At 72.0% G+C, this 24,125-nt stretch carries 19 protein-coding genes; 8 read left to right on the plus strand and 11 right to left on the minus strand.

Annotation, left to right across the window (positions count from 1 at the left end; genetic code table 11):
• Window positions 1-68 precede the first annotated feature (68 nt).
• Together AB0P17_RS05035 and AB0P17_RS05040 are read right to left on the minus strand one after the other, a co-directional pair.
• Window positions 69-2,912, minus strand: a complete 2,844-nt coding sequence (locus AB0P17_RS05035; RefSeq protein WP_365807640.1) for an ABC transporter permease — start codon at window positions 2,910-2,912, stop codon at window positions 69-71.
• The gene (locus AB0P17_RS05040; protein WP_365807642.1) at window positions 2,909-3,727 is read right to left on the minus strand and encodes an ABC transporter ATP-binding protein; all 819 of its coding nucleotides are present in this window, start codon (window positions 3,725-3,727) and stop codon (window positions 2,909-2,911) included. The genes AB0P17_RS05035 and AB0P17_RS05040 overlap by 4 nt, the downstream gene beginning before the upstream one ends.
• Window positions 3,728-3,788: 61 nt before the next feature.
• On the opposite strand from AB0P17_RS05040, the gene AB0P17_RS05045 reads away from it, so the two are divergent.
• The gene (locus AB0P17_RS05045; RefSeq protein ID WP_365807644.1) at window positions 3,789-4,013 is read left to right on the plus strand and encodes a hypothetical protein; all 225 of its coding nucleotides are present in this window, start codon (window positions 3,789-3,791) and stop codon (window positions 4,011-4,013) included.
• Window positions 4,014-4,060: 47 nt separating this feature from the next.
• Here AB0P17_RS05045 and AB0P17_RS05050 read toward each other — a convergent pair whose 3' ends face one another.
• From AB0P17_RS05050 to AB0P17_RS05060, 3 genes are all read right to left on the minus strand, one after another.
• On the minus strand, window positions 4,061-4,732 hold the full coding sequence (locus AB0P17_RS05050; protein WP_365807646.1) for a PadR family transcriptional regulator: 672 nt from the start codon (window positions 4,730-4,732) through the stop codon (window positions 4,061-4,063).
• A gap of 119 nt (window positions 4,733-4,851) precedes the next feature.
• Window positions 4,852-5,745 carry a hypothetical protein gene (locus AB0P17_RS05055; RefSeq protein WP_365807648.1) on the minus strand — a complete coding sequence of 298 codons (894 nt, stop codon included), beginning with the start codon at window positions 5,743-5,745 and terminating at the stop codon, window positions 4,852-4,854.
• A gap of 106 nt (window positions 5,746-5,851) precedes the next feature.
• On the minus strand, window positions 5,852-7,534 hold the full coding sequence (locus AB0P17_RS05060; RefSeq protein ID WP_365807649.1) for a protein kinase: 1,683 nt from the start codon (window positions 7,532-7,534) through the stop codon (window positions 5,852-5,854).
• A gap of 438 nt (window positions 7,535-7,972) precedes the next feature.
• On the opposite strand from AB0P17_RS05060, the gene AB0P17_RS05065 reads away from it, so the two are divergent.
• Complete coding sequence (locus AB0P17_RS05065; protein WP_365807651.1) at window positions 7,973-9,616, plus strand: protein kinase; 1,644 nt, start codon at window positions 7,973-7,975, stop codon at window positions 9,614-9,616.
• A gap of 122 nt (window positions 9,617-9,738) precedes the next feature.
• On the opposite strand, the gene AB0P17_RS05070 is transcribed toward AB0P17_RS05065, so the two are convergent.
• The 3 genes from AB0P17_RS05070 to AB0P17_RS05080 form a co-directional block, all read right to left on the minus strand.
• Window positions 9,739-10,803 (minus strand): phosphotransferase, encoded by a 1,065-nt coding sequence (locus tag AB0P17_RS05070; protein ID WP_365807653.1) that lies wholly within the window; start codon window positions 10,801-10,803, stop codon window positions 9,739-9,741.
• A gap of 207 nt (window positions 10,804-11,010) precedes the next feature.
• The gene (locus AB0P17_RS05075; RefSeq protein WP_365807654.1) at window positions 11,011-11,427 is read right to left on the minus strand and encodes a pyridoxamine 5'-phosphate oxidase family protein; all 417 of its coding nucleotides are present in this window, start codon (window positions 11,425-11,427) and stop codon (window positions 11,011-11,013) included.
• 171 nt (window positions 11,428-11,598) lie between these two features.
• Window positions 11,599-12,258: a response regulator transcription factor gene (locus AB0P17_RS05080; RefSeq protein ID WP_365807704.1), complete on the minus strand. Its 660-nt coding sequence runs from the start codon at window positions 12,256-12,258 to the stop codon at window positions 11,599-11,601.
• Window positions 12,259-12,591: 333 nt separating this feature from the next.
• Here AB0P17_RS05080 and pdhA point away from each other — a divergent pair, with 333 nt between their 5' ends.
• Genes pdhA through AB0P17_RS05095 form a run of 3 tightly spaced genes read left to right on the plus strand, consistent with a single transcriptional unit; the run spans window position 12,592 to window position 16,342 of the window.
• Window positions 12,592-13,854: a pyruvate dehydrogenase (acetyl-transferring) E1 component subunit alpha gene (gene pdhA, locus AB0P17_RS05085; protein WP_365807656.1), complete on the plus strand. Its 1,263-nt coding sequence runs from the start codon at window positions 12,592-12,594 to the stop codon at window positions 13,852-13,854.
• Entirely contained in the window at window positions 13,851-14,834 is a 984-nt protein-coding gene (locus tag AB0P17_RS05090; protein ID WP_365807658.1) for an alpha-ketoacid dehydrogenase subunit beta, read from the plus strand. Before pdhA ends, AB0P17_RS05090 begins: the two co-directional genes overlap by 4 nt.
• Window positions 14,835-14,848: 14 nt before the next feature.
• Complete coding sequence (locus AB0P17_RS05095; protein ID WP_365807660.1) at window positions 14,849-16,342, plus strand: dihydrolipoamide acetyltransferase family protein; 1,494 nt, start codon at window positions 14,849-14,851, stop codon at window positions 16,340-16,342.
• A 128-nt stretch (window positions 16,343-16,470) separates the two neighbouring features.
• Here the strand turns inward: AB0P17_RS05095 and AB0P17_RS05100 are convergent, their stop codons facing one another.
• A complete protein-coding gene (locus AB0P17_RS05100; RefSeq protein ID WP_365807662.1) occupies window positions 16,471-17,406 on the minus strand; it encodes a serine hydrolase in 936 nt (311 codons plus the stop codon).
• 262 nt (window positions 17,407-17,668) lie between these two features.
• Window positions 17,669-18,592 (minus strand): bifunctional DNA primase/polymerase, encoded by a 924-nt coding sequence (locus AB0P17_RS05105; protein WP_365807664.1) that lies wholly within the window; start codon window positions 18,590-18,592, stop codon window positions 17,669-17,671.
• Between the two features lie 395 nt (window positions 18,593-18,987).
• Here AB0P17_RS05105 and AB0P17_RS05110 point away from each other — a divergent pair, with 395 nt between their 5' ends.
• The 3 genes from AB0P17_RS05110 to AB0P17_RS05120 all read left to right on the plus strand — a co-directional run bounded on the left by AB0P17_RS05110 (window position 18,988) and on the right by AB0P17_RS05120 (window position 22,076).
• Window positions 18,988-19,302, plus strand: coding sequence for a hypothetical protein (locus tag AB0P17_RS05110; protein WP_365807666.1), 315 nt, complete (start codon window positions 18,988-18,990; stop codon window positions 19,300-19,302).
• A gap of 310 nt (window positions 19,303-19,612) precedes the next feature.
• Window positions 19,613-20,206 (plus strand): SigE family RNA polymerase sigma factor, encoded by a 594-nt coding sequence (locus tag AB0P17_RS05115; RefSeq protein ID WP_365807668.1) that lies wholly within the window; start codon window positions 19,613-19,615, stop codon window positions 20,204-20,206.
• Between the two features lie 187 nt (window positions 20,207-20,393).
• Window positions 20,394-22,076, plus strand: a complete 1,683-nt coding sequence (locus AB0P17_RS05120) for a long-chain fatty acid--CoA ligase (RefSeq protein ID WP_365807670.1) — start codon at window positions 20,394-20,396, stop codon at window positions 22,074-22,076.
• A gap of 83 nt (window positions 22,077-22,159) precedes the next feature.
• On the opposite strand, the gene AB0P17_RS05125 is transcribed toward AB0P17_RS05120, so the two are convergent.
• On the minus strand, window positions 22,160-24,125 hold a 1,966-nt coding region (locus AB0P17_RS05125), incomplete at its 5' end, for a response regulator (protein WP_365807672.1).

Consider the following 24,125-nt stretch of genomic DNA (forward strand, 5'->3'; position numbering starts at 1 on the left):
CGTACGAAGACGATCCGGCTTTCGGACGGTCCGCCTTTCGTACGGGGGCACGGTTCAGGGCGGGTACGTTACGTCGCGGCCCTGCGGCCCAGCGTCCGGTGCGAGCGGGTGACCAGCGCCGCCAGGACCGCCGCGCCCAGCGGGACGGCGACCAGCAGGGCGGCGAGCGTGCCCCACGGGACGACGATGGGCACGTACGGCTCGGCCATCTGGCCGCCCTGGTCCAGTGCCTGCTGGTACCACTTGTTCTGTGAGCGCTCCTCGGTCAGGCGCAGCCCGATGGCGGGCAGCACTCCGGCCGCGGAGCCGAGGACGACCCCCATCACCGCCACCACCCCGCACTGGAAGCCGCTGAGCGTCCTGCGGACCCGCGCGGGGGCGCCGACGGCCGCGAGCGTCTTCAGATCGGCCTCGGCGTCGGCCTGGGCGAGCCCGGTGGCGATACCGGCGGCGCCGATGGTGACCAGACCGGCGAAGACGGTCAGTGCCAGCAGCACGATGTCGGTCTCGCCGACGTAGCCCTGTTCGATCCTGAGGCTGACCTCGGAGCCGGTCTTGTTGATCTCACCGTCGAGTTTCTGCTGCTGGGCGCCGGTCGGCAGGGAGGTGGTCGAGAAGTACGCGCCGAGCGGGGCGGTGCCGACGCCCGCGGCCTTCGCGGTGGCCGGGGTCATGAGCATGGACAGGCCGTACGCGTTGGTGTCCTCGGGGGTCTGGTGCACCGGGAACGACTTGATCTCGCCCGGCGGCTCCTTGCCCTGCTCGAACGCCTTGTCCGCGGCCTCGATGTCGGTGATCAGGCGGATGCCGATCTTGCCGTCCTTGTTGACGTTCCGCTTGTCGAACGAGACGACCTTGCCCTCCGCGAGCGCCTTCTCGGCGGCCGGGTCCTTGATGCCGAGGACCTTCAGCACATTGGCGTCGCCGATCAGCACACCACTGTCGACTTCGGTGAAGACCTCGTCCTCCCGGCAGCGCCAGTCCTTGCCGAGCTTGCGGCGCTCGGCCGTGGTGAACTCCGTCTCCGCGTCGTCCGCCTCCCACAGCGGGCACCGGTTGGCCTCGGGCACGATGACCTCGAACTGCCCGCAGCCCTCATCGGCGCTGTACATCGAGCAACTGGGCTTGCCGACGTTGATGCGCTCCACTTCGGCCCGGACATCGACGGGCAGGCTCTGCTGGACCGCCTGACGCACGGCGGGTACGTCCTGGCCACCGCCCTCGGTGACCATGACCGAGACCGCGCCGTGCGGCAGATTGGGGATGTACGTGGCCTTCTGCTGGGCGTCGCTGCTCGCGGTGTACGTGGAGACGGCGACGGTGCCCGCGATGGCGGCCAGCACGGCGGCCACGGCGGGGGCCGTGCGCCCGCGGTTGCGTACGGAGTCCCGCAGCGCCAGCCGCGGCGAGAGCGGCAGCCAGCGGCCGATCCGGCCGAACAGCCCCACCAGGGCCGGGGTCAGCGCGACCACGCCCAGTTCGGCGAGGGCACTGCCACCCGCGACGATGGCGAACTGATCGGTCATCAGCGACCCGTACAGCGCGATCGCCGCGCCGATCGCGACCGCGATCAGTCCCACGACCGGCAGCACCCTGCTGGACTTGCGGACGCCTCGGCGTCCGGTGAGCGAGGCCAGGACGGTCTGCCGGGAGGCGGTGACGGCCGGGACGATCGCGGCGAGCAGACCGGTCAGAACGGCGAGCAGCGCGATACCGCCCAGCTCCAGCGGCCGCATGTCGAAGCTGCCGAACCGCGCGCCCATGTAGTCCTCAAGGACAGGCTGCAGGGCGAAGGTCAGGCCGATGGCGAGAACCGTACCGACGAAGGCCGCGGTGACACCGATCACCAGACCGCCGCCGAGGACGATGGCCCTGACATGGTGCCGGTCACCGCCGTTGGCGCCGACCAGGCCGAGCTGGCGGCGGGAGCGCCGGGCCCCCACCGCGAAGGCGGGACCCGCCAGCAGGCAGATCTCCAGCATCGCGAGTCCGACGACGGTGCCGACCGCGGCCAGCTCGGCGGTCTGGGCACCGGTGCTCTGGTCGTAGTCGAGCCAGCCTTCCTTCTGGTACAGCGGGATGTCGGATCGGGCCGGCGGATCCAGGGCCACGGCGCGCGAGGCGACCAGGACACCCTTGGTGTTGATCTCCTGGACCATGTTCCACGTGAAACCACCGGAGCCGGCCAGCTTGACCAGATACGTGGTGTCGGACTGTGTCCCGGGCAGGTCGGCGGCCTTCAGTGCCTTGTCGAGGGGGGCGAGCAGCGCGCCGGGGAGGGCGTTGACCTCGTCCGCGTCCAGCTCGTTCGGCAGCTCGTACGAGCCGACGATCCGGTACTCGGCGTCCAGCCCGCGGGCGGTCAGCTTCGAGCCGACCCGCAGTCCGCTCGCCTCCAGGAAGTGCGTGGTCGCCGCGACCTCGCCGCTCTTCTCCGGGAACCGGCCCTCATCGAGGCTCATGATCCCCCGGGCCATCGGGTCCGCGGCCTTCAGCTCACGGATCTGGGTGTTCAGCAGTCCGTGCGTGGTGCGAAGCCTCCCGGAGCCCGAGGAGTCCTCCAGGACGGCGGCTCCCGCCGGGATGGCCTTCCTGAGGTCGGTGGGCCCGTCGGGGTACGGGCCCTCGTCGAAGTCCTTCGTCGGCTGGTAGGCATTGCCCTCGGGGTCCTGCATGAGGGGCTCGCCGGCGAGTTCGGGATCGGAGAACCGGGCGTCGGCGCCGCCGAGCTCCCGGTCCATCGCCTCGGCGGCGGAGAGCTCCGAGCTGCGTATGGTCAGGTCGATGGCGCCCACGCCGAGGATGGGCAGCGCGATCATGGCCAGGACGAGAAAGCTGCGTCCCTTGTTGCGGATGGCGTCGCGGCGGGCGATACGCAGCGCGGCCCGCCAGGAGTGGTACCAGGTCCTCACAGCTCGGCCGCCTGGCCGGAGAGGAGCGAGTCCGCGTCGCTGCGCAGGGTCTGGTCGACGACGGCGCCGTCCCGCAGGAAGACCACCCGGTCCGCCCAGGCGGCGAAGCGCGGCTCGTGGGTGACCAGGATGCCGGCGGCGCCCGCGTCGCAGCGGGCACGGAGCAGGGCGAGTACGGCCTCGCCGGTCTCGGAGTCGAGGGCGCCGGTCGGTTCGTCCGCGAGGACGAGGCGCCGGTCGCCGACGAGCGCGCGGCCGAGGGCGATGCGCTGCTGCTGGCCGCCGGACATCTCGTCGGGGAAGCGGTCGGCGAGCTGTTCGAGGTTCATTTCCGCGAGGGCGGCGAGCGCCTCGACGCGGGCCTTGCGCGCGGAGACGCCGTCCAGCTCGCGGGGGAGCGCGATGTTCTCGGCGGCCGTCAGGGCGGGGATGAGGTTGTAGTCCTGGAAGACATAGCCGACGCTGCGGCGGCGCAGGGCCGCGAGCTTCTTGCGGTCGGCGGTGGTGATGTCGGTCCCCTCGATGATCACCCGTCCGGACGTGGGGAGGTCGAGGCCGCCCGCGATGGTCAGCAGGGTGGACTTGCCGGAGCCGGACGGGCCCATGACGGCGACGAGTTCACCGGGGTAGACATCGAGGTTCACCCCGCGCAGGGCGTGCACCTCGGTGGCGCCGCTGCCGTGGACGCGGGTGAGCTCCTGGAGCTGGAGGACGGGGCTCTGCGCGCCCCCGGACCGGGACGGGGCGGCCGGGGGTGAGCTGGGTTGCTGTTGCGCCTTCTGCGACTGATGGTGCTGCTGTGACTTGCCGGGCATGAGGGTCCCCCCTATGGGATGTCCGTGGTGGCGGTACGAGTGGTCTGTGCTGCGTAAGTGAGTGCGTGATGGCGCACGGGTGCGGGTGCGGGTGCGGGTGCGCGAGTACGGCGCGGTGTTCCGGCAGGGAGCCCGCGGGCGGCGGAGCCTCGGCCGGGCGGCCGGACCGGGTGGCGCGGTCGGCCGCGACAGCCGGCCACCGGTGGCCGACCTGCCGGTGGCCGGTGCTCAGCGATCTGTGCTCGCTCAGCGATCCGTGCTCGGTGAGGTGCTCAGTGGTCAGTGAGGTGCTCAGTGATCTGTGTGCGGCCGCCCGCGCTCGGCCGCCTGTTCTCAGCCGGCGGGCGTGGCTCCGCCGGGCTGGTGCGCCAGCTTCGCGGGCACCCCGCCGGAGGCCTCGCCGGGCGCCGCGTCCGGCGGGTCGTCCGCGAGTTCCCCGGCGCCCTCCGTCGACCGGTCCTCGCGCAGCGGGACCATCGAGAGCCGGATCAGCCGGACCTCGCAGTGGTCGAGCCAGCGGGCCTCGGCCTCCGTCTGGAAGATGAGCTGTTCCAGGACGAGCAGCCAGGCCACCTCGTCCCGGTCCTTCGGCACGGATTCCAGCGCCTGTGCCTTGAGCCGGGTGTAGTCCTGCATCGCCTTGATCGTGTGGCGGCGCTGCGACTGGATGACCTCCCGGATGTCGACCCCCGGCGAGCCCACCGCCATGGCCAGCTTGATCGCCAGCTCGTCCCGGGGCGGGCTGGCCCGGTCGACGGGCGTACGGAACCAGGACTTCAGCTCCGTACGGCCGGCGGGAGTGATGACGTAGAGCGCGTGTCCCGCCTCGTCCTCGCCGTCCTGGGCGACCATGCCGTCACGCTCCAGACGGCTGAGGGTCGTATAGACCTGACCCACGTTGAGCGGCCAGGTGGAACCCGTGCGCGACTCGAACTCCGTACGGAGCTGAGAGCCGTAGCGCGGGCCACGTTCCAGGAGGGCGAGGAGCCCGTGGCGAATCGACATACTCAGTATGTATACCGAGTATGTCGTGGCCTGCAAGAGACCTGCGGTGGACGTCGTAAGTACGCCGTAAGTACTACCGCGGTGGGTGGGAAGGGGGAGACGGGCGGCAACGGCGCAGGTCAGCGCCGCCTCAGCCGCACCCCGAGGAAGCCGAGCCCGAGCCCGATCAGCGTGATTCCGGTGCCCAGGGTCAGTACGGAGACGCGGTGTCGTGACGCGTTGGTGACAAAGGTGGCGTCCCGTTCGCTGGGTGCGTCCGCGTTCGGGGGGTGGGCCGCCGAGGACGCCTCCGGGATCGGCGCGACCCCCTCGGGCAGTACCTCGTACTCCCCGGACGTCCCGTTCTCGTCGGTCACGGCGTTCCTGTCGGGCCCGTCGCTCCTGTCGTTCCTGTCGGGCACGTCGTTCCTGTCGGTCCCGGCGTCCTTCCCGTGCCGGTCCGGCCGGGCGCGTGAGGGGGCCGCCGGGGTGGCCGAGGGGAGTGTCGTGCGGGCGGGGCGCGTGGCGTCGCCGGAGGGGGCCGTGGACGCGTGGGGAGCGGCGGGTGACGGTCCGCCGGGGCGCCGGCCGGCCGCCGCGCCCGTGCCGGTCTCCTTGCCCGTCCCCCGTCCGGTCTGCTTGCCCGCCGTGCCCGTGGTGTCGGTCGTGCCGGTCGTATCGGTCGTACCCGTCTGCGGGTCGCGACCCGCGTCGCCGTCCCCGCCGCTTCCCGTCCCGCCGCCCGGGTCGTTCTCATGGCCGCTCCCGGAGGCCGTGTCCCGGCCGTGCCCGGGGTCGACGGCGGGCCCCTCCTCCTCGGGCCGTACGACCTGCCCGCCCGTCGGCCGGCCCGGACGGGGGCGCCCCTCGCTCGCGGGCCGCGCCGCCGACGCGGCGGGCTCCGGCGCCGCCACGAAGGCCTCGGGCGCCACGGTCGCCCCGGCCTCCTCCCCGGACGCGGCGGGTGCGGCCAGCAGCAGCGCCGCGACGGCGACCGCGGTCGCGCCGGAGAGGCGAACGGAACTCGAACTCACCGATTCAGCGTCACATGTGACACCAGAACCGGCATCTCGGGCATTTCGCTACGAATTGTCGTCGCGAGCCGCCGTCGTGAGCCCGGCGTGATCCCGACGACAGGGCCTAACCCGCGTCCCCCGTGGAGATCGTCAGCTCGAACTCCTGGTCCTTGGGGCGGATGGCCGCGCCCGGCTCGGGGTACTGGGTGATCACGATGTCCTCGGCCTGCGCGCCGTCGTCCTTCTTCTTCGGCTCCGCCCAGGTCCAGCCCGCCTTACGCAGGCAGTCCTTCACCGAGATGATGTCCTTGTACCGCAGGTCGGGGGCCTGCACCTTCGACGGGTCCAGGCTGTCCTCGGACGCGTTCGTGCACTTGTCGGAGTCGATCGTCCGGTTGCGCTCCGGGTCCCGGTGGTCCGCCGAGACCGCCGGGCCGCTGGTGCTCGTGGAGGGATCGGTCTTGTTGTCGTCCGGGCTGCCGTTCAGCGAGATGGCCGCGATCAGGCCGCCCACCGCGAGGACCGCGACCGCGATCGAGCCCACGATCACCGGGGTGTTCCGCCGACCGCCCCCGCTGCCCCCACCGCCCGTACCGGAGCCCTGCGGGGAGATGCTGTACGGCTGGGGCGACGTCGGCGCGGGGGTGTGGTACGCCGGGGCCGACTGCGGATAGCCGTAGGCGGCGCTCTGCGGATGCGCCGGCGGCGGCGTCTGAACAGGGCCGTACGCGGGCGCCGGGGCAGGCACCGGGGCAGGAGTCGCGGGGCCATAAGGGCCGGGCTGGTACGGCGTCTGGACCCCCGGGGCGCTCTGGAAGGGCCCCGGGGTCTGGGCCGACTGGTCCACCGGCGGGAAGACCGCCGCGCCCACGCCCGCCCCGCTGCTGGTCCCCGAGGCTCCCGGCACGATCACCGGGGCGCCCGGCTGCCCGGCGGTCAGCACGCGCGCGCACTCGTCGCGCATCGCGTCCGCGCTCGGGAAGCGCTCGTTGGGGTTCTTCTTCAGCGCCCGCGCGACCAGCGCGTCCATCGCCGGTGTGACCGACCGGTTGATGGTGGACGGAGCGACGGGCTCCTCCTGGACGTGTGCGTATGCGATCGCCAGCGGCGAGTCCGCGTCGAACGGCAGCCGGCCCGTCAGGAGCTGGAAGAGCATGATCCCGACCGAGTACAGGTCGGAGCGCGCGTCGACCCCGCGCCCCAGCGCCTGCTCGGGCGAGAGGTACTGCGGCGTGCCGACGACCATGCCGGTCTGCGTCATCGACGTGACACCGGACTGCATGGCGCGCGCGATGCCGAAGTCCATCACCTTCACGACGCCGCGTTTGGTGATCATCACATTGCCGGGCTTGATGTCCCGGTGGACCAGGCCCATCTCGTGGCTGGTCTCCAGCGCGGCCAGCACATCGGCCGTCACCTTGAGCGCCTTGTCGGCCGGCATCGCGCCGTACTGCCTGACGTCCTGCTGGAGCGCGGAGCCGAGCGGCTCGCCCTCGACGTACTCCATGACGATGTACGGCATCACCGCACCGTCGAGGGTGTCCTCGCCGGTGTCGAAGACGGAGACGATGTTGGTGTGCGACAGTTTCGCCACAGCCTGCGCCTCGCGGCGGAAACGCTCGCGGAAGGACTGCTCGCGCCCCAGCTCCGTGTGGAGTGTCTTGATCGCGACCTGTCGGTCGAGCGCCGAGTCGTACGCGAGGTATACGGAGGCCATGCCGCCCTCGCCGAGCAGATCGCGAAGCTGGTACCGGCCGCCCGCGACCGAACCGCCCGCATAGCGGCCCCGTGCGCCGTCGTGGCTCATGACTGTGCTCCCCCTCGGCGCGCGTGTACGCGGTCGTGCCTCGCGCGGCGGTCTCGCGTCGGCACTGGCGATACTGGCGCCGTGATCCCGTTATTACTGGCCAAGTCTGCCGCAGGCCACTGACACGTCAAGCCGGGTGCCCGATCCGTGACCGTAGACACAACAAGCGTCTCGGAAGCGTTACAGGAACCGCACGGAATTTGCATGGGCGGAGAGCCGGCGGGTTTCATGACCGGTCCATCCTGGACCGGCGTGTCACACGGAGCCTGTAGCGTGATGGCCCACAGCCAACCCTGAGCAACTACACCCTGTGGCACCGAGTATCCCGATTCCGCCAAAGACGCAGTCACACAAGCTTCACAAAGCTCCTGAGACAGACAGACCACCCGCGGACCGCGCGTGCGGCACACCCGTGGACAGACACGACGGCGAGGACTGATGGCACCCGAACCCGAAGCAGGCGGCGGAGTGCCGGGTGCGGCGGACTCCTGGGGCGACAACGGATTGGTCGGCGGGATGGTCGGCGACGGCCGCTACCGCATGACCCACCGCCTCGGCCGCGGCGGCATGGCCGAGGTGTTCGCGGCCGAGGACGTACGGCTCGGGCGCATCGTCGCCGTGAAGCTGCTCCGCGGCGATCTCGCCGAGGATCCGGTCTCCAAGGCCCGCTTCACGCGCGAGGCGCAGTCGGTCGCGGGCCTCAACCACCACGCGGTGGTGGCGGTGTACGACTCCGGCGAGGACACGGTCAACGGGCAGACCGTGCCGTACATCGTGATGGAGCTGGTCGAGGGCCGGACCATCCGTGATCTGCTCGTCAGCGCGGAGGCCCCGCCGCCCGAGCAGGCGCTGATCATCGTCTCCGGGGTCCTGGAGGCGCTCGCCTACTCGCACCAGCACGGCATCGTCCACCGCGACATCAAGCCGGCGAACGTGATCATCACGGACGCGGGCGCGGTCAAGGTGATGGACTTCGGCATCGCGCGCGCCCTGCACGGCGCGCAGTCGACGATGACCCAGACCGGCATGGTCATGGGCACGCCGCAGTACCTCTCGCCCGAGCAGGCCCTCGGCAAGGCGGTCGACCACCGCAGCGACCTGTACGCCACGGGCTGTCTGCTGTACGAACTGCTCGCGCTGCGGCCGCCGTTCACCGGCGAGACCCCGCTCTCCGTGGTCTACCAGCACGTCCAGGACATCCCCGTGCCGCCCTCCGAGGTCTCGGACGTGGCGCCGCCGGAGCTGGACGGGCTCGTCATGCGTTCGCTCGCGAAGGAGCCGGACGACCGGTTCCAGAGCGCCGAGGAGATGCGCGGGCTCGTCCAGTACGGCCTGCAGATGATCCAGCAGCAGGGCAGCCACACCGGTACCTGGAACACCGGCCCGGTCGACGCCCACATGATGGGCGGCAACACCCCGGCGATGGGCGTGGCCGCGACGACCGCGATGGGTCACCCGCCGCACAGGGAGACCGCGCAGGGCCCGATCCTGCCGCCGATGAACCCGAACGACGGCGGGTACGACGGCGGCCACCACGGCAACGGCGGCGGTCGCGGCAAGCTCCTGCTCTTCGTCGCGCTCGCGGTGATCGCGATCATCGCGGGTGTCGCGTACGCGGTGAACAGCATGGGGACCACGGACACCGGGGACGACACCAAGAACCCGACCACCCAGTCCCCGCCCCAGGACCCGACGTCCGAGAGCCCGAGCCCGAGCGAGTCGGAGTCCTCGCAGGAGAGCGACACGGACACCTCCACGGGCGGCAACGACTACCCGAGCTACGAGCAGCCGAACCGGCCGAGCTACTCGCCGACCCTCCCGGACGAGCCGTCGGACACGCCCACCTCAGCCGACACGGGCACGGCGGACGGCGGCACGGACGACGGCGGGACCGGCAGCGACCCGACGGCCGACACGCCGAGCACACCGGCCGACAACGGCGGCGGTGGCGGCGGCGGTGGCGGCGGCGGTGGCGGAGAGACGTCGAGCGGAACCGGCACGGACGCGGGTACTTCGGCGGGCGACACCTCGGCCGGCGCCATCCAGGGCACCACCGAGGGCGTGGGCACCTCCCAGGGCTGAGGAGCCAGGAGCCCATGGGCCCGGCCCGCGCCGGAACCGCTGATCCACCGGCCGGCTGATCCCCCGGCCCGCTTGGCCCGCTGACCCGCTGACCCGCTGACCCGCTGACCCGGGGCGGCGGGTCAGCCCGCGAAGGCCTCGCAGACAGCCTCGTACTCCCGCGTCCACCAGACCGCGAGGGCCGACACCGCGGCGAACAGCGGGTCGGCCCTCCGGTCGTCCAGCATGTAGCGCCACCGCAGTATCCAGAAGTCGTTGAGCCGCTCCCACCAGACCCGGTGGACCGCCGCGGCCAGCTCGGAGGCGCCCGCCCCGGCCGCCTTGCGGTAGGCCCGCGCGTACGCCCGTACCTTCGCCAGCTCCAGCTCTCCCGTCGGCCGTACGAAGAAGATCGCCGCGGCCCGGACGGCCTCCTCGGCGCGCGGCTGGACGCCGAGGCGGTCCCAGTCGATGATCGCGGCCGGCTCCGCGCCCCGGTAGAGCAGGTTCAGTGGGTGGAAGTCGCCGTGCACCCACCCCGTGGCGGGCTCCGCGCCGGGCGGCGGCCGGCGGTGGGCGTGGCGCTCCAGCAGCGCCCTGCGCTCCACGAGCCGGTGCTCGGCGAGCGTGTCGAAGACCTCGCGGCGGGCCCGGCCCCGTGCCAGGACGAGGAGCTGGTCGATGAGCGCGAAGGTGTCGGCGGGGTCCGGGCTGACGTACGCGAGCGCCGCCGGGCCCGGCTCCATCACGCGCTCCAGGCAGGTGTGCACGAGCCCGAGCAGCCCGCCCAGGCGCCGCGACGCGCGGGCCGTGAGCTGCGCGCCGTCCCGGTGGCTGCCCTCGATCCAGGGGTGCAGCGCGTAGCAGCGCCCGCCGAGGACGGTGACGGTGTCCCCGTCGGCGCCCTCGACCGGCGGCGCGACGGGCACGCCGAGCGTCTGGAGCCGCTGGGTGGCGCGGTGCTGGCGGCGGATGGTGTCGCGGTCGCCGTCGAGGTGGTGCTTCAGGAAGTACGCGCCGCGCGTGGTGCGGAGCCGGTAGCCGTGGTTGAGCAGTCCTTGGGCGACGGGTTCGCACGACAGGGCCTCGCCCGTGTTCCGGTAGCGGCGCAGCAGCAGCCGTACGGGCGGGGCCGGGGCGCGCGGGGCCGTACGGGGAACGGCGGGTGAGGCGAGGGCGGAGACGAGAGGGGAGACGAGGGGGGACACAGGGGGCGGAGCAAGGGATGAGGAAAGAGATGAGGAAAGGGGTGAAGCAAGGGGTGAAGCAAGCGGGAGGGGTAAGGCGGGGGTGGAGAGGAGGGCGGTGACAGGCGGAGCTGTGTGGCTGGCACGAGCGGCGGTGGGCCGGGGAATGACGGCGGTCGCGGCAGGCGCAGCGAGTTCATATGAGCGCGGCACTTGTCAGATGTTAGATCACGCAGCGTGTTGACTCCGTCGCTCGTCTGCGTAGTCGAGCGTGTGTACGGTAATGAACTGGGGCGTAAGCCGCATGTAGACCGGGTCGAACGGTTTTCCGTCCACATGGTGAGGTTTGGCGCCGAACATTTCGATTTCCGAGGCGGTCGGCTCAATCACCTCGGCCGTCCCGGTGAACTGCACCGACCAGAGGTCGTCCGCGCCGCTGTCGTAGTTGTCCGCCCCGTACGCCACCACGCCGCCGCCGCACGCCTGGTGGTATCCGTGGCCCGCGTGCATCCGCAGCAGGACCGAGCCGCCCGTCACGACATGGCGGGCGGGCGCGACGAACGGCATGGCCCGCATGCTCGTCGCCACGCGTCCGTACGGGACGCGGGTGAGCAGGTCGATGGCGCGGAGTTCCTCGGTGGACATGTCGTCCACTCTCCGTCACGGAAGCCGCTCCCAACAGGGGAGACGGCCCTTGAACAACGGGACGTTGGTCCCGATTAGGGCCAGGTCCGCCGCGGTACGACGCCGACCGGGCCCTGTCGTGCGACGCACCGGGCCCCTGCCGTACGACGCCCACCGGGCCCTGCGGGAGGGTCAGCGTTTCTCGGCCTGGAGCCGGGCCACGTACGCCGCCGCCTGCGACCGCCGTTCCATCCCCAGCTTGGAGAGCAGGCTGGAGACATAGTTCTTGATCGTCTTCTCGGCGAGATGGAGCCGCTCGCCGATCGCCCGGTTGGTCATCCCCTCGCCGATCAGATCCAGGATCCTGCGCTCCTGGTCGGTGAGGCCGGCCATCTTGTCGTCCGCCTTGGCGCTGTTCCCCGTACGCAGCCGCTCCAGCACCCGCGCCGTCGCCACCGGGTCGAGCAGGGACCGCCCCGCCGCCACGTCCCGTACGGCCGTCAGCAGTTCGTTCCCCCGGATCGCCTTCAGGACGTAACCCGAGGCGCCGGCCATGATCGCGTCGAAGAGCGCCTCGTCGTCCGCGAACGACGTGAGCATCAGGCACTTGACGGACTCGTCCCGGGATCTGATCTCCCGGCAGACCTCGACGCCGCTGCCGTCGGGGAGTCGTACGTCCAGCACCGCCACGTCCGGGCGTGTCGCCGGGATACGGGCCATCGCGTCGGCCGCCGTGCCCGCCTCGCCGACGACCTCGATGTCGTCCTCGACGGACAGGAGTTCGAAGACGCCCCGGCGGACAACTTCATGATCGTCAAGGAGGAATACCGTGATTTTTCCTTCTTCGTGCACAGAATTCAGTCTCACACACTCACTCCTTCCCTGCCCTTCCCTGCCGCTGGGCAGCGGGATAACGTGCCGTTGTTCCGGCGGCCTGCGAGGCTGTGACCAGTGGTTGTTCCCGACTTTGCCGATTTACTTGGAAATCCAATCAAAATTGCAGGTCAGATGGGGTTTCGCAGTAATGGTGCCCACTGGGTAACGTGCCTGTGACAGGGCGCTCGCCGGGGCACCTGTCACGTCTGTCCCGATCTGGTCGCACCCACCCTGTGCGCCGGGCGGTACAGGCGAGCCGCACTGGTTCCCGGCGGATCCCGGGGGCCGGACAGACGGAGGAGCACGCACGTGACCGTGGAAAGCACTGCCGCTCGCACACCGCGACGGAGCAGCGGTACCGGTACCAAGCGCGCGAGCGCGAAGAAAACGGCCCAGAAGAAAACGGCGACCCCCAAGGGGGCGAAAGCGACCGGCCCCGGGCCCGGTTCCGAGCCGCAGCTCGTCCAGTTGCTCAGCCCCGAGGGCGAGCGCCTGGAGCACCCCGAATACTCGGCCCTCATCGCCGACATCACCCCCGAATCCCTGCGCGGGCTGTACCGGGACATGGTCCTGACCCGCCGCTTCGACGCCGAGGCCACCGCCCTCCAGCGCCAGGGCGAGCTGGGACTGTGGGCCTCGCTGCTCGGCCAGGAGGCCGCGCAGATCGGCTCCGGGCGCGCGCTGCGCGACGACGACTACGTCTTCCCGACCTACCGCGAGCACGGCGTCGCCTGGTGCCGCGGGGTCGACCCGACCAATCTGCTGGGCATGTTCCGCGGCGTGAACCACGGCGGCTGGGACCCGAACTCGAACAACTTCCACCTCTACACGATCGTCATCGGCTCGCAGACCCTGCACGCCACCGGCTACGCCATGGGCGTCGCCAAGGACGGCGCGGACTCGGCCGTGATCGCGTACTTCGGGGACGGCGCCTCCAGCCAGGGCGACGTGGCCGAGTCGTTCACCTTCTCCGCCGTCTACAACGCGCCGGTCGTCTTCTTCTGCCAGAACAACCAGTGGGCGATCTCCGAGCCGACCGAGCGCCAGACCCGGGTGCCGCTCTACCAGCGCGCACAGGGGTACGGCTTCCCCGGCGTCCGGGTCGACGGCAACGACGTGCTCGCCTGCCTGGCCGTGACCCGCGCCGCCCTGGACCGGGCGCGCCGGGGCGAGGGGCCCATGCTGGTGGAGGCGTTCACGTACCGGATGGGCGCGCACACCACCTCCGACGACCCGACGAAGTACCGCGCGGACGAGGAGACGGAGGCGTGGCAGGCGAAGGACCCGATCCTGCGGCTGCGCCGGTACCTGGAGCGCGAGGGCAACGCCGACGAGGCGTTCTTCGCGGCGCTGGACGAGGAGAGCGAAACGCTCGGAAAGCGGGTACGTGACGTGGTACGGGCGATGCCGCAGCCGGACCCCATGGCGATCTTCGACCATGTCTACGCCGACGGGAACGCGCTCGTGGACGAGGAGCGGGCGCAGTTCGCGGCGTACCAGGCGTCGTTCGTGGATTCCGGACCCGCCGGCACCGCGGCCGAGGGTTCCGCCGAGGGGGGTAACCGATCATGAGCGGCGTACAGAAGCTCCCGATCGCGAAGGCGATCAACGAGTCGCTCCGCAAGGCGCTCGAAACCGACCCCAAGGTCCTGATCATGGGCGAGGACGTCGGCAAGCTCGGCGGCGTCTTCCGTGTCACGGACGGCCTCCAGAAGGACTTCGGCGAGGAGCGGGTCATCGACACCCCGCTTGCCGAGTCGGGCATCGTCGGCACGGCCGTCGGGCTGGCGCTGCGCGGCTACCGGCCGGTGGTGGAGATCCAGTTCGACGGGTTCGTCTTCCCGGCGTACGACCAGATCGTCACGCAGCTCGCGAAGATGCACGCCCGCGCGCTCGGCAAGATCAAGATGCCGGTGGTGATCCGTATCCCGTACGGCGGCGGCATCGGCGCGGTCGAGCACCACAGCGAGTCGCCGGAGGCGCTGTTCGCGCATGTGGCGGGGTTGAAGATCGTCTCGCCGTCCACGGCGTCGGACGCGTACTGGATGATGCAGCAGGCCATCCAGAGCGACGACCCGGTGATCTTCTTCGAGCCGAAGCGCCGCTACTGGGACAAGGGCGAGGTCAACACGGAGGCCATCCCCGACCCGCTCCACGGGGCGCGGGTGGCCCGGGACGGTACGGATCTCACCCTGGCGGCCTACGGCCCGATGGTGAAGGTCTGCCTGGAGGCGGCGAACGCCGCGGCCGAGGAGGGCAAGTCGCTGGAGGTCGTCGACCTCCGGTCGATGTCGCCGATCGACTTCGACACGCTCCAGGCGTCGGTGGAGCGGACGCGCCGGCTGGTCGTCGTCCACGAGGCGCCGGTCTTCTTCGGCGCGGGCGCGGAGATCGCCGCCCGGGTCACGGAGCGCTGCTTCTACCACCTGGAGGCGCCCGTGCTGCGGGTGGGCGGCTACCACGCGCCGTATCCGCCGGCCCGGCTGGAGGACGAGTACCTCCCGGGCCTGGACCGGGTGCTCGACGCCGTCGACCGCTCGCTCGCGTACTGAGGAGTGCCGTGACCATGACTGCTGACATCTCCGCCCGGTACCGGGAGTTCAGGATGCCCGACGTGGGCGAGGGGCTCACGGAGGCGGAGATCCTGAAGTGGTACGTACAGCCGGGCGACTCCGTCACGGACGGCCAGGTCGTGTGCGAGGTGGAGACGGCGAAGGCGGCCGTCGAACTGCCCATCCCGTACGACGGGGTGGTGCACGAGCTGCGCTTCGAGGAGGGCACCACGGTCGACGTGGGCGCCGCCATCATCACGGTGGACGTGGCGCCGGGGAGCGGCGGGGCACCGGCTCCCGCTCCCGCTTCGGCCCCGGAGCAGGCCCCGGAGCGGGCCCCGGCTTCGGCTCCGGCTTCGGGAGCCTCGGCGTCCGCCTCCGCTCCGGCTTCCGGGGCCGGGGCGGCGAGTGGCGGCCGTACACCGGTGCTCGTCGGCTACGGGGTGGCCGAGGCGTCCACGAAGCGCCGCCCGCGCCGGGGCGCCGCCGCGGCCGCCGCGGCTGCCGCGGCGACTCCGCCCGCCGCGGTGCCCGGCCAGGTGAACGGCCACGCGGGTACGGCGCCGGCCGCCCCCGCGCGCCCGCTGGCCAAGCCGCCCGTACGGAAGCTCGCCAAGGACCTCGGCGTGGATCTGGCGACGGTGACGCCGTCGGGCCCGGACGGGATCATCACCCGCGAGGACGTCCACGCGGCGACGGCCCTGCTGCCGGAGCGGACCGGGGCCCCGGCCGCCGCACCGGCCGCGGCGCCGGCACCGGAACCCGTCCCCGCCCAGGCCACCGCGTCCGCGTACGCGCCCGGAACGGCCCGGGAGACCCGTATCCCCGTCAAGGGCGTACGGAAGGCCACGGCCGCCGCGATGGTGGGCAGCGCCTTCACCGCGCCGCACGTCACGGAGTTCCTGACCGTCGACGTGACCCGCACGATGAAGCTGGTCGAGGAGCTGAAGTCCGACAAGGACATGGCGGGTGTACGGATCAGCCCGCTGCTCCTCGTCGCCAAGGCGCTCCTGGTCGCCCTCAAGCGGCACCCCGACGTCAACGCGGCGTGGGACGAGGCCAGCCAGGAGATCGTGCTCAAGCACTACGTCAACCTGGGCATCGCGGCGGCGACCCCGCGCGGCCTGATCGTTCCGAACATCAAGGACGCGCAGGACAAGACGCTGCCGCAACTGGCCGAGGCGCTGGGGGAGCTGATCACCACCGCCCGCGAGGGCAGGACGACCCCGGCGGCGATGCAGGGCGGCACGGTGACCATCACCAATGTCGGCGTCTTCGGCGTCGACACCGGTACGCCGATCCTGAACCCGGGTGAGTCCGCGATCCTCGCGGTCGGCTCGATCAAGCCCCAGCCCTGGGTCCACAAGGGGAAGGTCAGGCCGCGCCAGGTCACGACCCTGGCGCTCTCCTTCGACCACCGGCTGATCGACGGGGCGCTCGGCTCGATGTTCCTCGCCGATGTGGGCGCGGTCCTGGAGCAGCCGAAGCGCCTGATCACCTGGGCGTGATCGGCGGAGGGTGACGGACAGAGGTGGGGGACGGCCGCTCGGGCCGTCCCCCACTGCTGTCCCCCGCTGCCGTCATCCTGTCGGTCGGAACTCCTCATGGAGCCCCGGCCGACAGATGGGGGGATGGCTCAGTCGCGCTGAGCGTCCGCCGGGAGGGTCCGGAGCTTCATCGTCTTCGCGGTCGAGGCGCCGAAGCCGTGGTCGAGCATCTTCGCCGCGTCCTTGTAGCGGTCGGAACCGTTCAGGACGACGCCGACGAGCGTCTTGCCGCCGCGCGTCGCGGCGAACACCAGGCAGGGCCCGGCGGCGGTGCCCGTGCCGGTCTTGATGCCGATGGCACCGTTGTAGGAGCCGAGCAGCTTGTTGGTGTTGTACCAGGTGTACGTGCGCTTGCCGCCGTTCGCGGCCGGGGCCGTGGCCTTGTACGACGTCGCCTTGACGACCGCGCGGAAGTCCGCGTTCTTCATGGCGTACTGCGCGATCTTCGCCAGGTCGCGCGGCGTCGTGTAGTTGTTCCCACCGCCCGATATGCCGTCGAAGGAGTCGAACTTGGTATTGGTGAGCTTCAGTTCCTTGGCCTTCGCGTTCATCTTCGCGATGAACGACTTCGTGCGCGCCGCGTTGGTGGAGCCCGTGCCGTACGTGTCGGCGAGAGCGTAGGCGGCGTCGCAGCCGGAGGGCAGCATCGTCCCGTACAGCAGCTGGCGGACGGTGAGCTTGTCGCCGGTGCGCAGGTCGGCGGTGCTCGCGCCCTCCTTGGTGACGTAGTCGCGGTACGCCTGCTTGACCGTCACCTTGCGGTTGAGGTCCACGCCCTTGGTGCTGAGCACCACCGCGGCCGTCATGATCTTCGTCGTGCTGGCCATCTGGCGCCGGGTGTCGGCCGCCTTGCTGTAGACCGTGGCACTGGACGAATTGTTCAGCAGGAACGCGCCCTTGGCGGTGACGGCCGGGGCGGCGGCGGCCGCCTGCGCCGGCGCGGCCAGGACGGTGACGGAGAGCAGGGCGCCCGCGCCGAGGGCTATCACGGCGGACCTGCGCACGCCGGGGTGAGTGGATGTCAAGGAAACACTCCGAGTTCGCGAATGCGGGTGAAAACGTCGGTACATCGTCTGAGAGCTCTGATCACGCTGAACGCCGCGCGTCAGGGCCGTTTCGGGGCTCCTGGCGAGAGCCCGCTGAAAAGGGTCCCGACAGAAGACCTGTGAAGGGGCCTCAGAGATGCGCGATTCCAGGTAATCATTCCGGAAAAACTGATCCGCAGGGACCCAGGGGTTTCGGAGTTGCCGGCGCGCTGACGTGCCGCCGACGTGCCGACGTGCCGCCTCAGGGGCCGGCGGTGAGCCGGGCCGCCGAGGCGATCGTGGCGCGTGCCTCGCGCTCGTTCAGACCGGTCCGTACGGCCGCGTCGACCAGTGCCTCGGTGAGCGCGTCGCCGAAGCCGTGCTCGTACGCCCGGCAAGCGGCCCAGAACAGCCGGGTGTTGCGCTGCCCCTCGTGTGCGGCGAGCACGAACTGCACCAGGCCGTGGCCGCGCGCGGGCCGGTCCCGCGCGTGCCGGGGCCGGGCCGGCGGCGTCAGCAGGCGCAGCAGGGCGCGCGGGCAGGGCGCGGGCGCGAGTCCGGCCGTGCCCGGGGCGAGCCGGTAGGCGCCGCGGGCGGTGACGGAGCCGGGGCCCACGAGATAGCCGCCCGCGCCCCGTACGTCGATACCGGGCGCGAGCCGGCCGGCGGAGTTGGGCACGACGACGTCCGGCGGGCCGGTGAGCCAGATGTGCCGGCCGCCGCTGGGCGTCAGCACGACCACCGTGTCCGGCAGCGTGAAGAGGTGCTGGAAGGCGAGGTGCTGGAGCGCGGCCACGGAGTCCGGTGCGGGCTCCCGCAGGGGGTTGGTCCTGGGGCCCGGCGAAGAGCCGGGGGTGACGGCCCCGTCCGCCGGGCCGACGTCGAGGTCGATGCCGATGAGCCGGTGCGGCGGCCGGCCGCAGGCGATGCCGTACCCCGTGGCCCAGGGCGCGGCGGCGAACAGCGCCCGTACCCCGGCCGGGTCGGTGGTGGCGTCGTGCACGCCGTGGCCGGGACGGCCGCACTCGCCACGGCAGAGGGAGGGGCCGCCGGGCTCGTCCCGGTGCGGTGAGCGCAGGGCGGGGAGCTTGGCGGGGGACAAGGGGAAGACGGGGAGCCCACGCTCGGCAGCGGACAGCGCGTGCGCGAGGGCCGGGGAGGCGGTCTGCCGGAGGGTGGTGGCCATGGCTCCATGTTCGTACAGGTGTTCGAAGAAGGGAAGAGGGGAGGGCGGGAAGGCGCTACGGGAGGAGGCGTTACGGGGTGGATTTCGTCGCGGGGCGGCGGCGGGCCGGGGGGTGTGCCGAAACGCTTCGCCTCTTGCGGCGTCCGGGTTCCGGGGAGTTCTCGCCGGGGCCGGTTCCCGCGTCCGTGGTGCGATGCGGGGCTTTGAGGGTGCATTGGGGGTTTATCGACTTGTCCTCACGCTTGCGAGGGAATCGGTTCCTCCGGGGTGGTTCCGGGCGGATTCGGTGGGCAATTCTGAGTTCGCGACGTCGCCACGAAGACCGGAGCGGCCGGCCAACCGCCCCGGATCGAACTGCACTACCCGCCGTACTTCTGGTTCCTGGAGGAAATGACATGGCAAGCTTCCGTACCGCCCGTGCCTTCGCCGCTGTCGCCGCGCTGCCCTTGGCCGCCGCGCTCTTCACCGGGGTGGCCAACGCCGACAACGGCGCACTCGCCAACGATGGATCGAACGCCGGCGCGGCCTCGATCAGCGGCAGCGGGGTGGGCGGTCACAACTTCGGCAACTCGACGACCACGCAACAGGTGGCGACGGGTGCCGGGGCGTCCAACCAGAACAACACCGCGAGTGTGGTGGGCTCGGGCTTCACCTCGATCGACCAGTCCAACGAGAACATCTCGGTGAATTTCACCAATCTGTGGTGGTGAACGCGGCCCGACGGGGGGCGTGACTGAGGGGTGAACGACGACCTGCGCGGCGGTGCGGAAGCACCGCCGCGCAGCCGTCTGCCCGGACGGGCGTCCGCCCGGCGGCGGGGCGGTCGCGCCGGAGGGGCCGGCGCGACCGCGTGGCACTGTCGCGTGGCGGGGGCGGTGCCAGGGTCGGCCCCTACAGTGCGCGTCCGCTTTCCTCCACCTTCAGGAGGTGTAGTCACCTCCACCCCTACACCCTGAGGCGGAGACGTCTTCGGGACCTGGGGCCGATCCCCCGGCCGGGCCCCGCTCCTAGCGTGGAGCCATGACCACGCCTGTCTGCCCGAGCGCTTCCACAGCCGCCAAGCCGGCCGCAAAGCCGGCCGCGCAGTACGTGCCGTACGCCGCGCAAGCGCCGTATCCGCCCTACACGTCGTTCTCGTCGTACGTACGGGCGCGGGGGCCCGTGCTGCTGCGTACCGCCCGTTCGCTCACCGCCAACCCCTCCGACGCGGAGGACCTGCTCCAGACCGCGCTCACCAAGACGTACGTCGCCTGGGACCGGATCGAGGACCACCGGGCCCTGGACGGCTATGTCCGCCGGGCCCTGCTGAACACCCGCACCTCGCAGTGGCGCAAGCGCAAGGTCGACGAGTTCGCCTGCGAGGAACTGCCCGAGCCCGCGGGCCTGCCCGAGCCGGACCCCGCCGAGCGGCAGGTGCTGCACGACGCGATGTGGCGCGCGGTGATGAGACTCCCCGACCGCCAGCGGGCCATGGTGGTCCTGCGGTACTACGAGGACCTCAGCGAGGTCCAGACCGCCGAGGTGCTCGGTGTCTCGGTCGGCACGGTCAAGAGCGCCGTGTCCCGCGCGCTCGGCAAGCTCCGCGAGGACCCGGAACTCTCCCCCGCACGCTGACAGCCCGACCCCCCCGCCGCACGTGTGGCCCCAACGCACCGGTGGCCCCGACGGATTCGGGGAACTTCCCGCAGCGGTTTCTACTCCTGGGTAGTGACATACCGACTGGTACGCGCGCAGAATCTCGGCAGCGAAACACCGCCGCAACGAATCGCGACGCGACGCCAACACCCTCCGGGAGGACGCCGTGCTGAGCACCATGCAGGACGTACCGCTGACTGTGACCCGAATCCTGCATCAGGGGATGACCATCCACGGAGCGTCACAGGTCGTCACCTGGACCGGAGAGGGCGAACCGCAGCGCCGCAGCTTCGCCGAGGTGGGCGGACGCGCGACCCAGCTCGCCCGCGCCCTGCGCGACGAACTCGGTGTCACCGGCGACGAGCCTGTCGCGAGCCTCATGTGGAACAACTCGGAACACCTTGAGGCGTATCTGGCGGTCCCCGCCATGGGCGCGGTCCTCCACACGCTCAACCTGCGTCTCCCGCCCGCACAGCTCGTCTGGATCGTCAACCACGCGGCGGACCGCGTGGTGATCGTGAACGGTTCGCTGCTGCCACTGCTCGCCCCGCTCCTCCCGCAGCTGCCCACCGTCGAGCACATCGTCGTCGCGGGAGCCGGCGACCGCACCGCGCTGGACGAGGCCGTGGCCGCGCGCACGGAGTCCGGGGCTCCCGTACGGGTGCACGCGTACGAGGAACTGATCGCCGGCCGTCCCACCGCCTTCGGCACCTTCGACTGGCCGGAGCTGGACGAACGGTCCGGGGCGGCCATGTGCTACACCTCCGGCACCACCGGCGACCCCAAGGGCGTCGTCTTCTCCCACCGTTCCATCTACCTGCACTCGATGCAGGTCAACATGGCCGAGTCGATGGGGCTGACGGACCGGGACCTCTCACTGGTCGTAGTCCCCCAATTCCATGTGATGGCCTGGGGTCTGCCGCACGCGGCGTTCATGACCGGTGTCAGCATGCTGATGCCCGACCGTTTCCTCCAGCCCGCCCCGCTCGCCGACATGATCGAACGCGAACGGCCCACCCACGCCGCCGCCGTCCCCACCATCTGGCAGGGGCTGCTCGCCGAGGTCACCGCCCGCCCCCGGGATCTGACGTCCATGGCCCGCGTCACCATCGGCGGTTCCGCCTGTCCGCCGTCCCTGATGGCGGCGTACGACAAGCTCGGGGTACGGCTCTGCCACGCCTGGGGCATGACGGAGACCTCGCCGCTCGGCACGACGTCCAATCCGCCCGCCGGACTCACCGCGGAGGAGGAGTGGCCGTACCGCCTCAGTCAGGGCCGCTTCCCGGCCGGGGTGGAAGCACGGCTCGCCGGGCCCGGCGGCGACCTGCTCCCGTGGGACGGCGAGTCCGCCGGTGAGCTGGAGGTACGCGGACCGTGGATCGCGGGGGCGTACTACGGGGGCGCGGGCGCCGAACCCTTCAGGCCGGCGGACAAGTTCAGCGAGGACGGCTGGCTGCGGACCGGCGACGTGGGCGTCATCGGCCCGGACGGCTATCTCACGCTCACCGACCGGGCGAAGGACGTCATCAAGTCGGGTGGCGAGTGGATCTCCAGCGTCGAGCTGGAGAACGCGCTGATGGCCCACCCCGACGTGGCGGAGGCTGCGGTGGTCGCCGTACCGGACGACAAGTGGGGCGAGCGGCCGCTCGCGACGGTCGTCCTCAAGGACGGCGCGAGCACCGGATACGCGGAGCTGAAGGAGTTCCTCGCCGGGAAGATCGCGAAGTGGCAGGTGCCGGAGCGGTGGTCGGTGGTGCCCGCGGTGCCGAAGACGAGCGTCGGGAAGTTCGACAAGAAGGTGATCCGCAGGCAGTACGCGGACGGCGAGCTCGACGTGACGCGCTTGTAGGTGCGGCGGCGCGGCTGTCCGTACGGCGCCGCCGCAGCCGGCCGGCGCCGACTGGCAGGTCAGCAGGTCAGCAGGTCAGCCGGTCAGTTGGTACCGATCTTGGCGAGGAGGTCGACGATCCGGTCCTGCACCTCGGTGCTCGTGGAGCGCTCGGCGAGGAACAGCACGGTCTCGCCGGAGCTGAGCAGCGGCAGCTCCGCCTCGTTGATGCCGGCCGAGGTGTATATGACCAGCGGGGTCCGGTTCAACTGGCCGTTGGCGCGCAGCCAGTCGATGATCCCGGCGCGCCGGCGCCGTACCTGCATCAGGTCCATGACCACCAGGTTCGGCCGGATCTGGGCGGCGAGGTTGACGGCGTCGTTGTCGTTCGCGGCGCGCGCGACCTGGAGGCCGCGCCGTTCCAGTGTCTCCGTGAGGGCGAGCGCGATCTCCTCGTGCTCCTCGATCACCAGCACGCGTGAGGGGTGCTGCTCGCTGTCGCGCGGCGCCAGGGCCTTGAGGAGCACGGCCGGGTCGGCCCCGTACGCAGCCTCCCTCGTCGCCTGGCCCAGCCCCGCCGTCACCAGGACGGGGACCTCGGCGGCGACCGCGGCCTGGCGCAGCGACTGGAGCGCCGTACGGGTGATGGGGCCGGTCAGCGGGTCGACGAACAGGGCGGCGGGGAACGCGGCGATCTGCGCGGCGACCTCCTCGCGGGAGTGCACGACGACGGGCCGGTAGCCGCGGTCGCTCAGCGCCTGCTGCGTCAGGACGTCCGGCGCGGGCCAGACCAGCAGGCGGCGCGGGTTGTCGAGCGGCTCGGGGGGGAGTTCGTCGTCGACGGGCTGCGGCTGGGGGCGGTTGGCGACCTCGACCGCGCCACCGGGGCCGTCCAGCGGCTCGGGGCCCTCGGCGCCCTCGTCGGGCGCCCCTATGGCGTACGAGCGGCCCGTGGCCGGAGCGGTCGGCAGCCGCAGTCCGCCGCCCTGGGTGGCGCCGCCGGGGACCTGGGTGGTGGGGAGGCGGCCTCCCAGCGTCTGGTGCTGGCCCTGGGGCTGGCCCGACGGCTGTGACTGGGGTTGCGGCTGAGGGGAGGCGGCGGCCCCGACCGGCTCGGGGCGCTCGGTGCCGGCGGGCGGGGTGCCGAGCTTGCGCCGACGGCCGGAGGGACCGGAGGGGCCCGCGGGCGCGGCCGGCGGGCGGCCCTGCTGCGGAATCTGCTGCGGGATCTGCTGCCCCTGCTGGGCCAGGGGCACGCCCTGGCCCAGCGTGCGCACGCTGATTGCGCGGCTCTGGGTGGAGTCCGGCGGGACCGGGACGGGGACGGGGGCCTCTTCCGGCAGGGGCTGCGCGGGCGGCAGCGGCTGGTGCGCGCCGAGCCGGGGGTGCGGTACGGAGGACTCGGCGGACGGCTCCGAGGCGGCGACCGAGGCGGCGGCGGGCGCCGGCGCGGGCTCGGGTTCTGGAGCGTGCGCCGGGGCGCGGGGCGGACCGGGCGCCGGAGCCGCAACGGGTGCCGGCCCCGCGACAGGTGCCGGAGCCGGGGCGGCCGGGGCCGCGGGCACGTCGGCGGGCGCGGGCTCCTCGGGCCAGCCCGGCGGCGGTGCCATGAACCCGAAGCCGGAAGTGGTCGGCATCCCCTGTCCGTTGGTCGCCGTTCCCGCGGGCTGAGCCGCACCCTGCCGGGGGAAGGCGCCGACCGGGGCGGCCGGTACGGGACTGCCCCAGCCGTTCGGGTCCGGCGCCCCGGCCGTCTCGGCGGCGGGCACCGGGGCGGGGGCGGGAACGGGTCCGGGCTGGGCACGGCGCCCCGCCGCGGGCAGGGGGTGCGGCTGCGGCGGGGTGTGGTCGTCGTCCGGAGCCATGCGTACGGCGTCGTGCCGGCCCGGCGGCGAGGTGTCTTGGGCGGCGGGCGCGGGGACCCTGCGGTCCGCCTCGGCGGGCGGCAGGGCGAACGCGCTGCGAGCGCTGTCCGCCTCGGCCGGGGGGTTGCAGTACGAGTGCTGGACCACCCCGTTCGGGGCGCCCTTCTCGCGGCCGAGGATGTCGGCGCACTTGTCGGTCCGCACG

This window comes from Streptomyces sp. NPDC088124, assembly GCF_040685895.1.
Classification (GTDB): domain Bacteria; phylum Actinomycetota; class Actinomycetes; order Streptomycetales; family Streptomycetaceae; genus Streptomyces.

What these genes read in the sequence shown, in the direction of transcription:
- AB0P17_RS05040 (WP_365807642.1), bottom strand. Translation starts at nt 3,727, where the DNA reads ATGCCCGGCAAGTCACAGCAGCACCATCAGTCGCAGAAGGCGCAACAG.
- AB0P17_RS05050 (WP_365807646.1), bottom strand. Translation starts at nt 4,732, where the DNA reads ATGTCGATTCGCCACGGGCTCCTCGCCCTCCTGGAACGTGGCCCGCGC.
- AB0P17_RS05060 (WP_365807649.1), bottom strand. Translation starts at nt 7,534, where the DNA reads ATGAGCCACGACGGCGCACGGGGCCGCTATGCGGGCGGTTCGGTCGCG.
- AB0P17_RS05065 (WP_365807651.1), top strand. Translation starts at nt 7,973, where the DNA reads ATGGCACCCGAACCCGAAGCAGGCGGCGGAGTGCCGGGTGCGGCGGAC.
- AB0P17_RS05075 (WP_365807654.1), bottom strand. Translation starts at nt 11,427, where the DNA reads ATGTCCACCGAGGAACTCCGCGCCATCGACCTGCTCACCCGCGTCCCG.
- AB0P17_RS05090 (WP_365807658.1), top strand. Translation starts at nt 13,851, where the DNA reads ATGAGCGGCGTACAGAAGCTCCCGATCGCGAAGGCGATCAACGAGTCG.
- AB0P17_RS05095 (WP_365807660.1), top strand. Translation starts at nt 14,849, where the DNA reads ATGACTGCTGACATCTCCGCCCGGTACCGGGAGTTCAGGATGCCCGAC.
- AB0P17_RS05105 (WP_365807664.1), bottom strand. Translation starts at nt 18,592, where the DNA reads ATGGCCACCACCCTCCGGCAGACCGCCTCCCCGGCCCTCGCGCACGCG.
- AB0P17_RS05110 (WP_365807666.1), top strand. Translation starts at nt 18,988, where the DNA reads ATGGCAAGCTTCCGTACCGCCCGTGCCTTCGCCGCTGTCGCCGCGCTG.
- AB0P17_RS05115 (WP_365807668.1), top strand. Translation starts at nt 19,613, where the DNA reads ATGACCACGCCTGTCTGCCCGAGCGCTTCCACAGCCGCCAAGCCGGCC.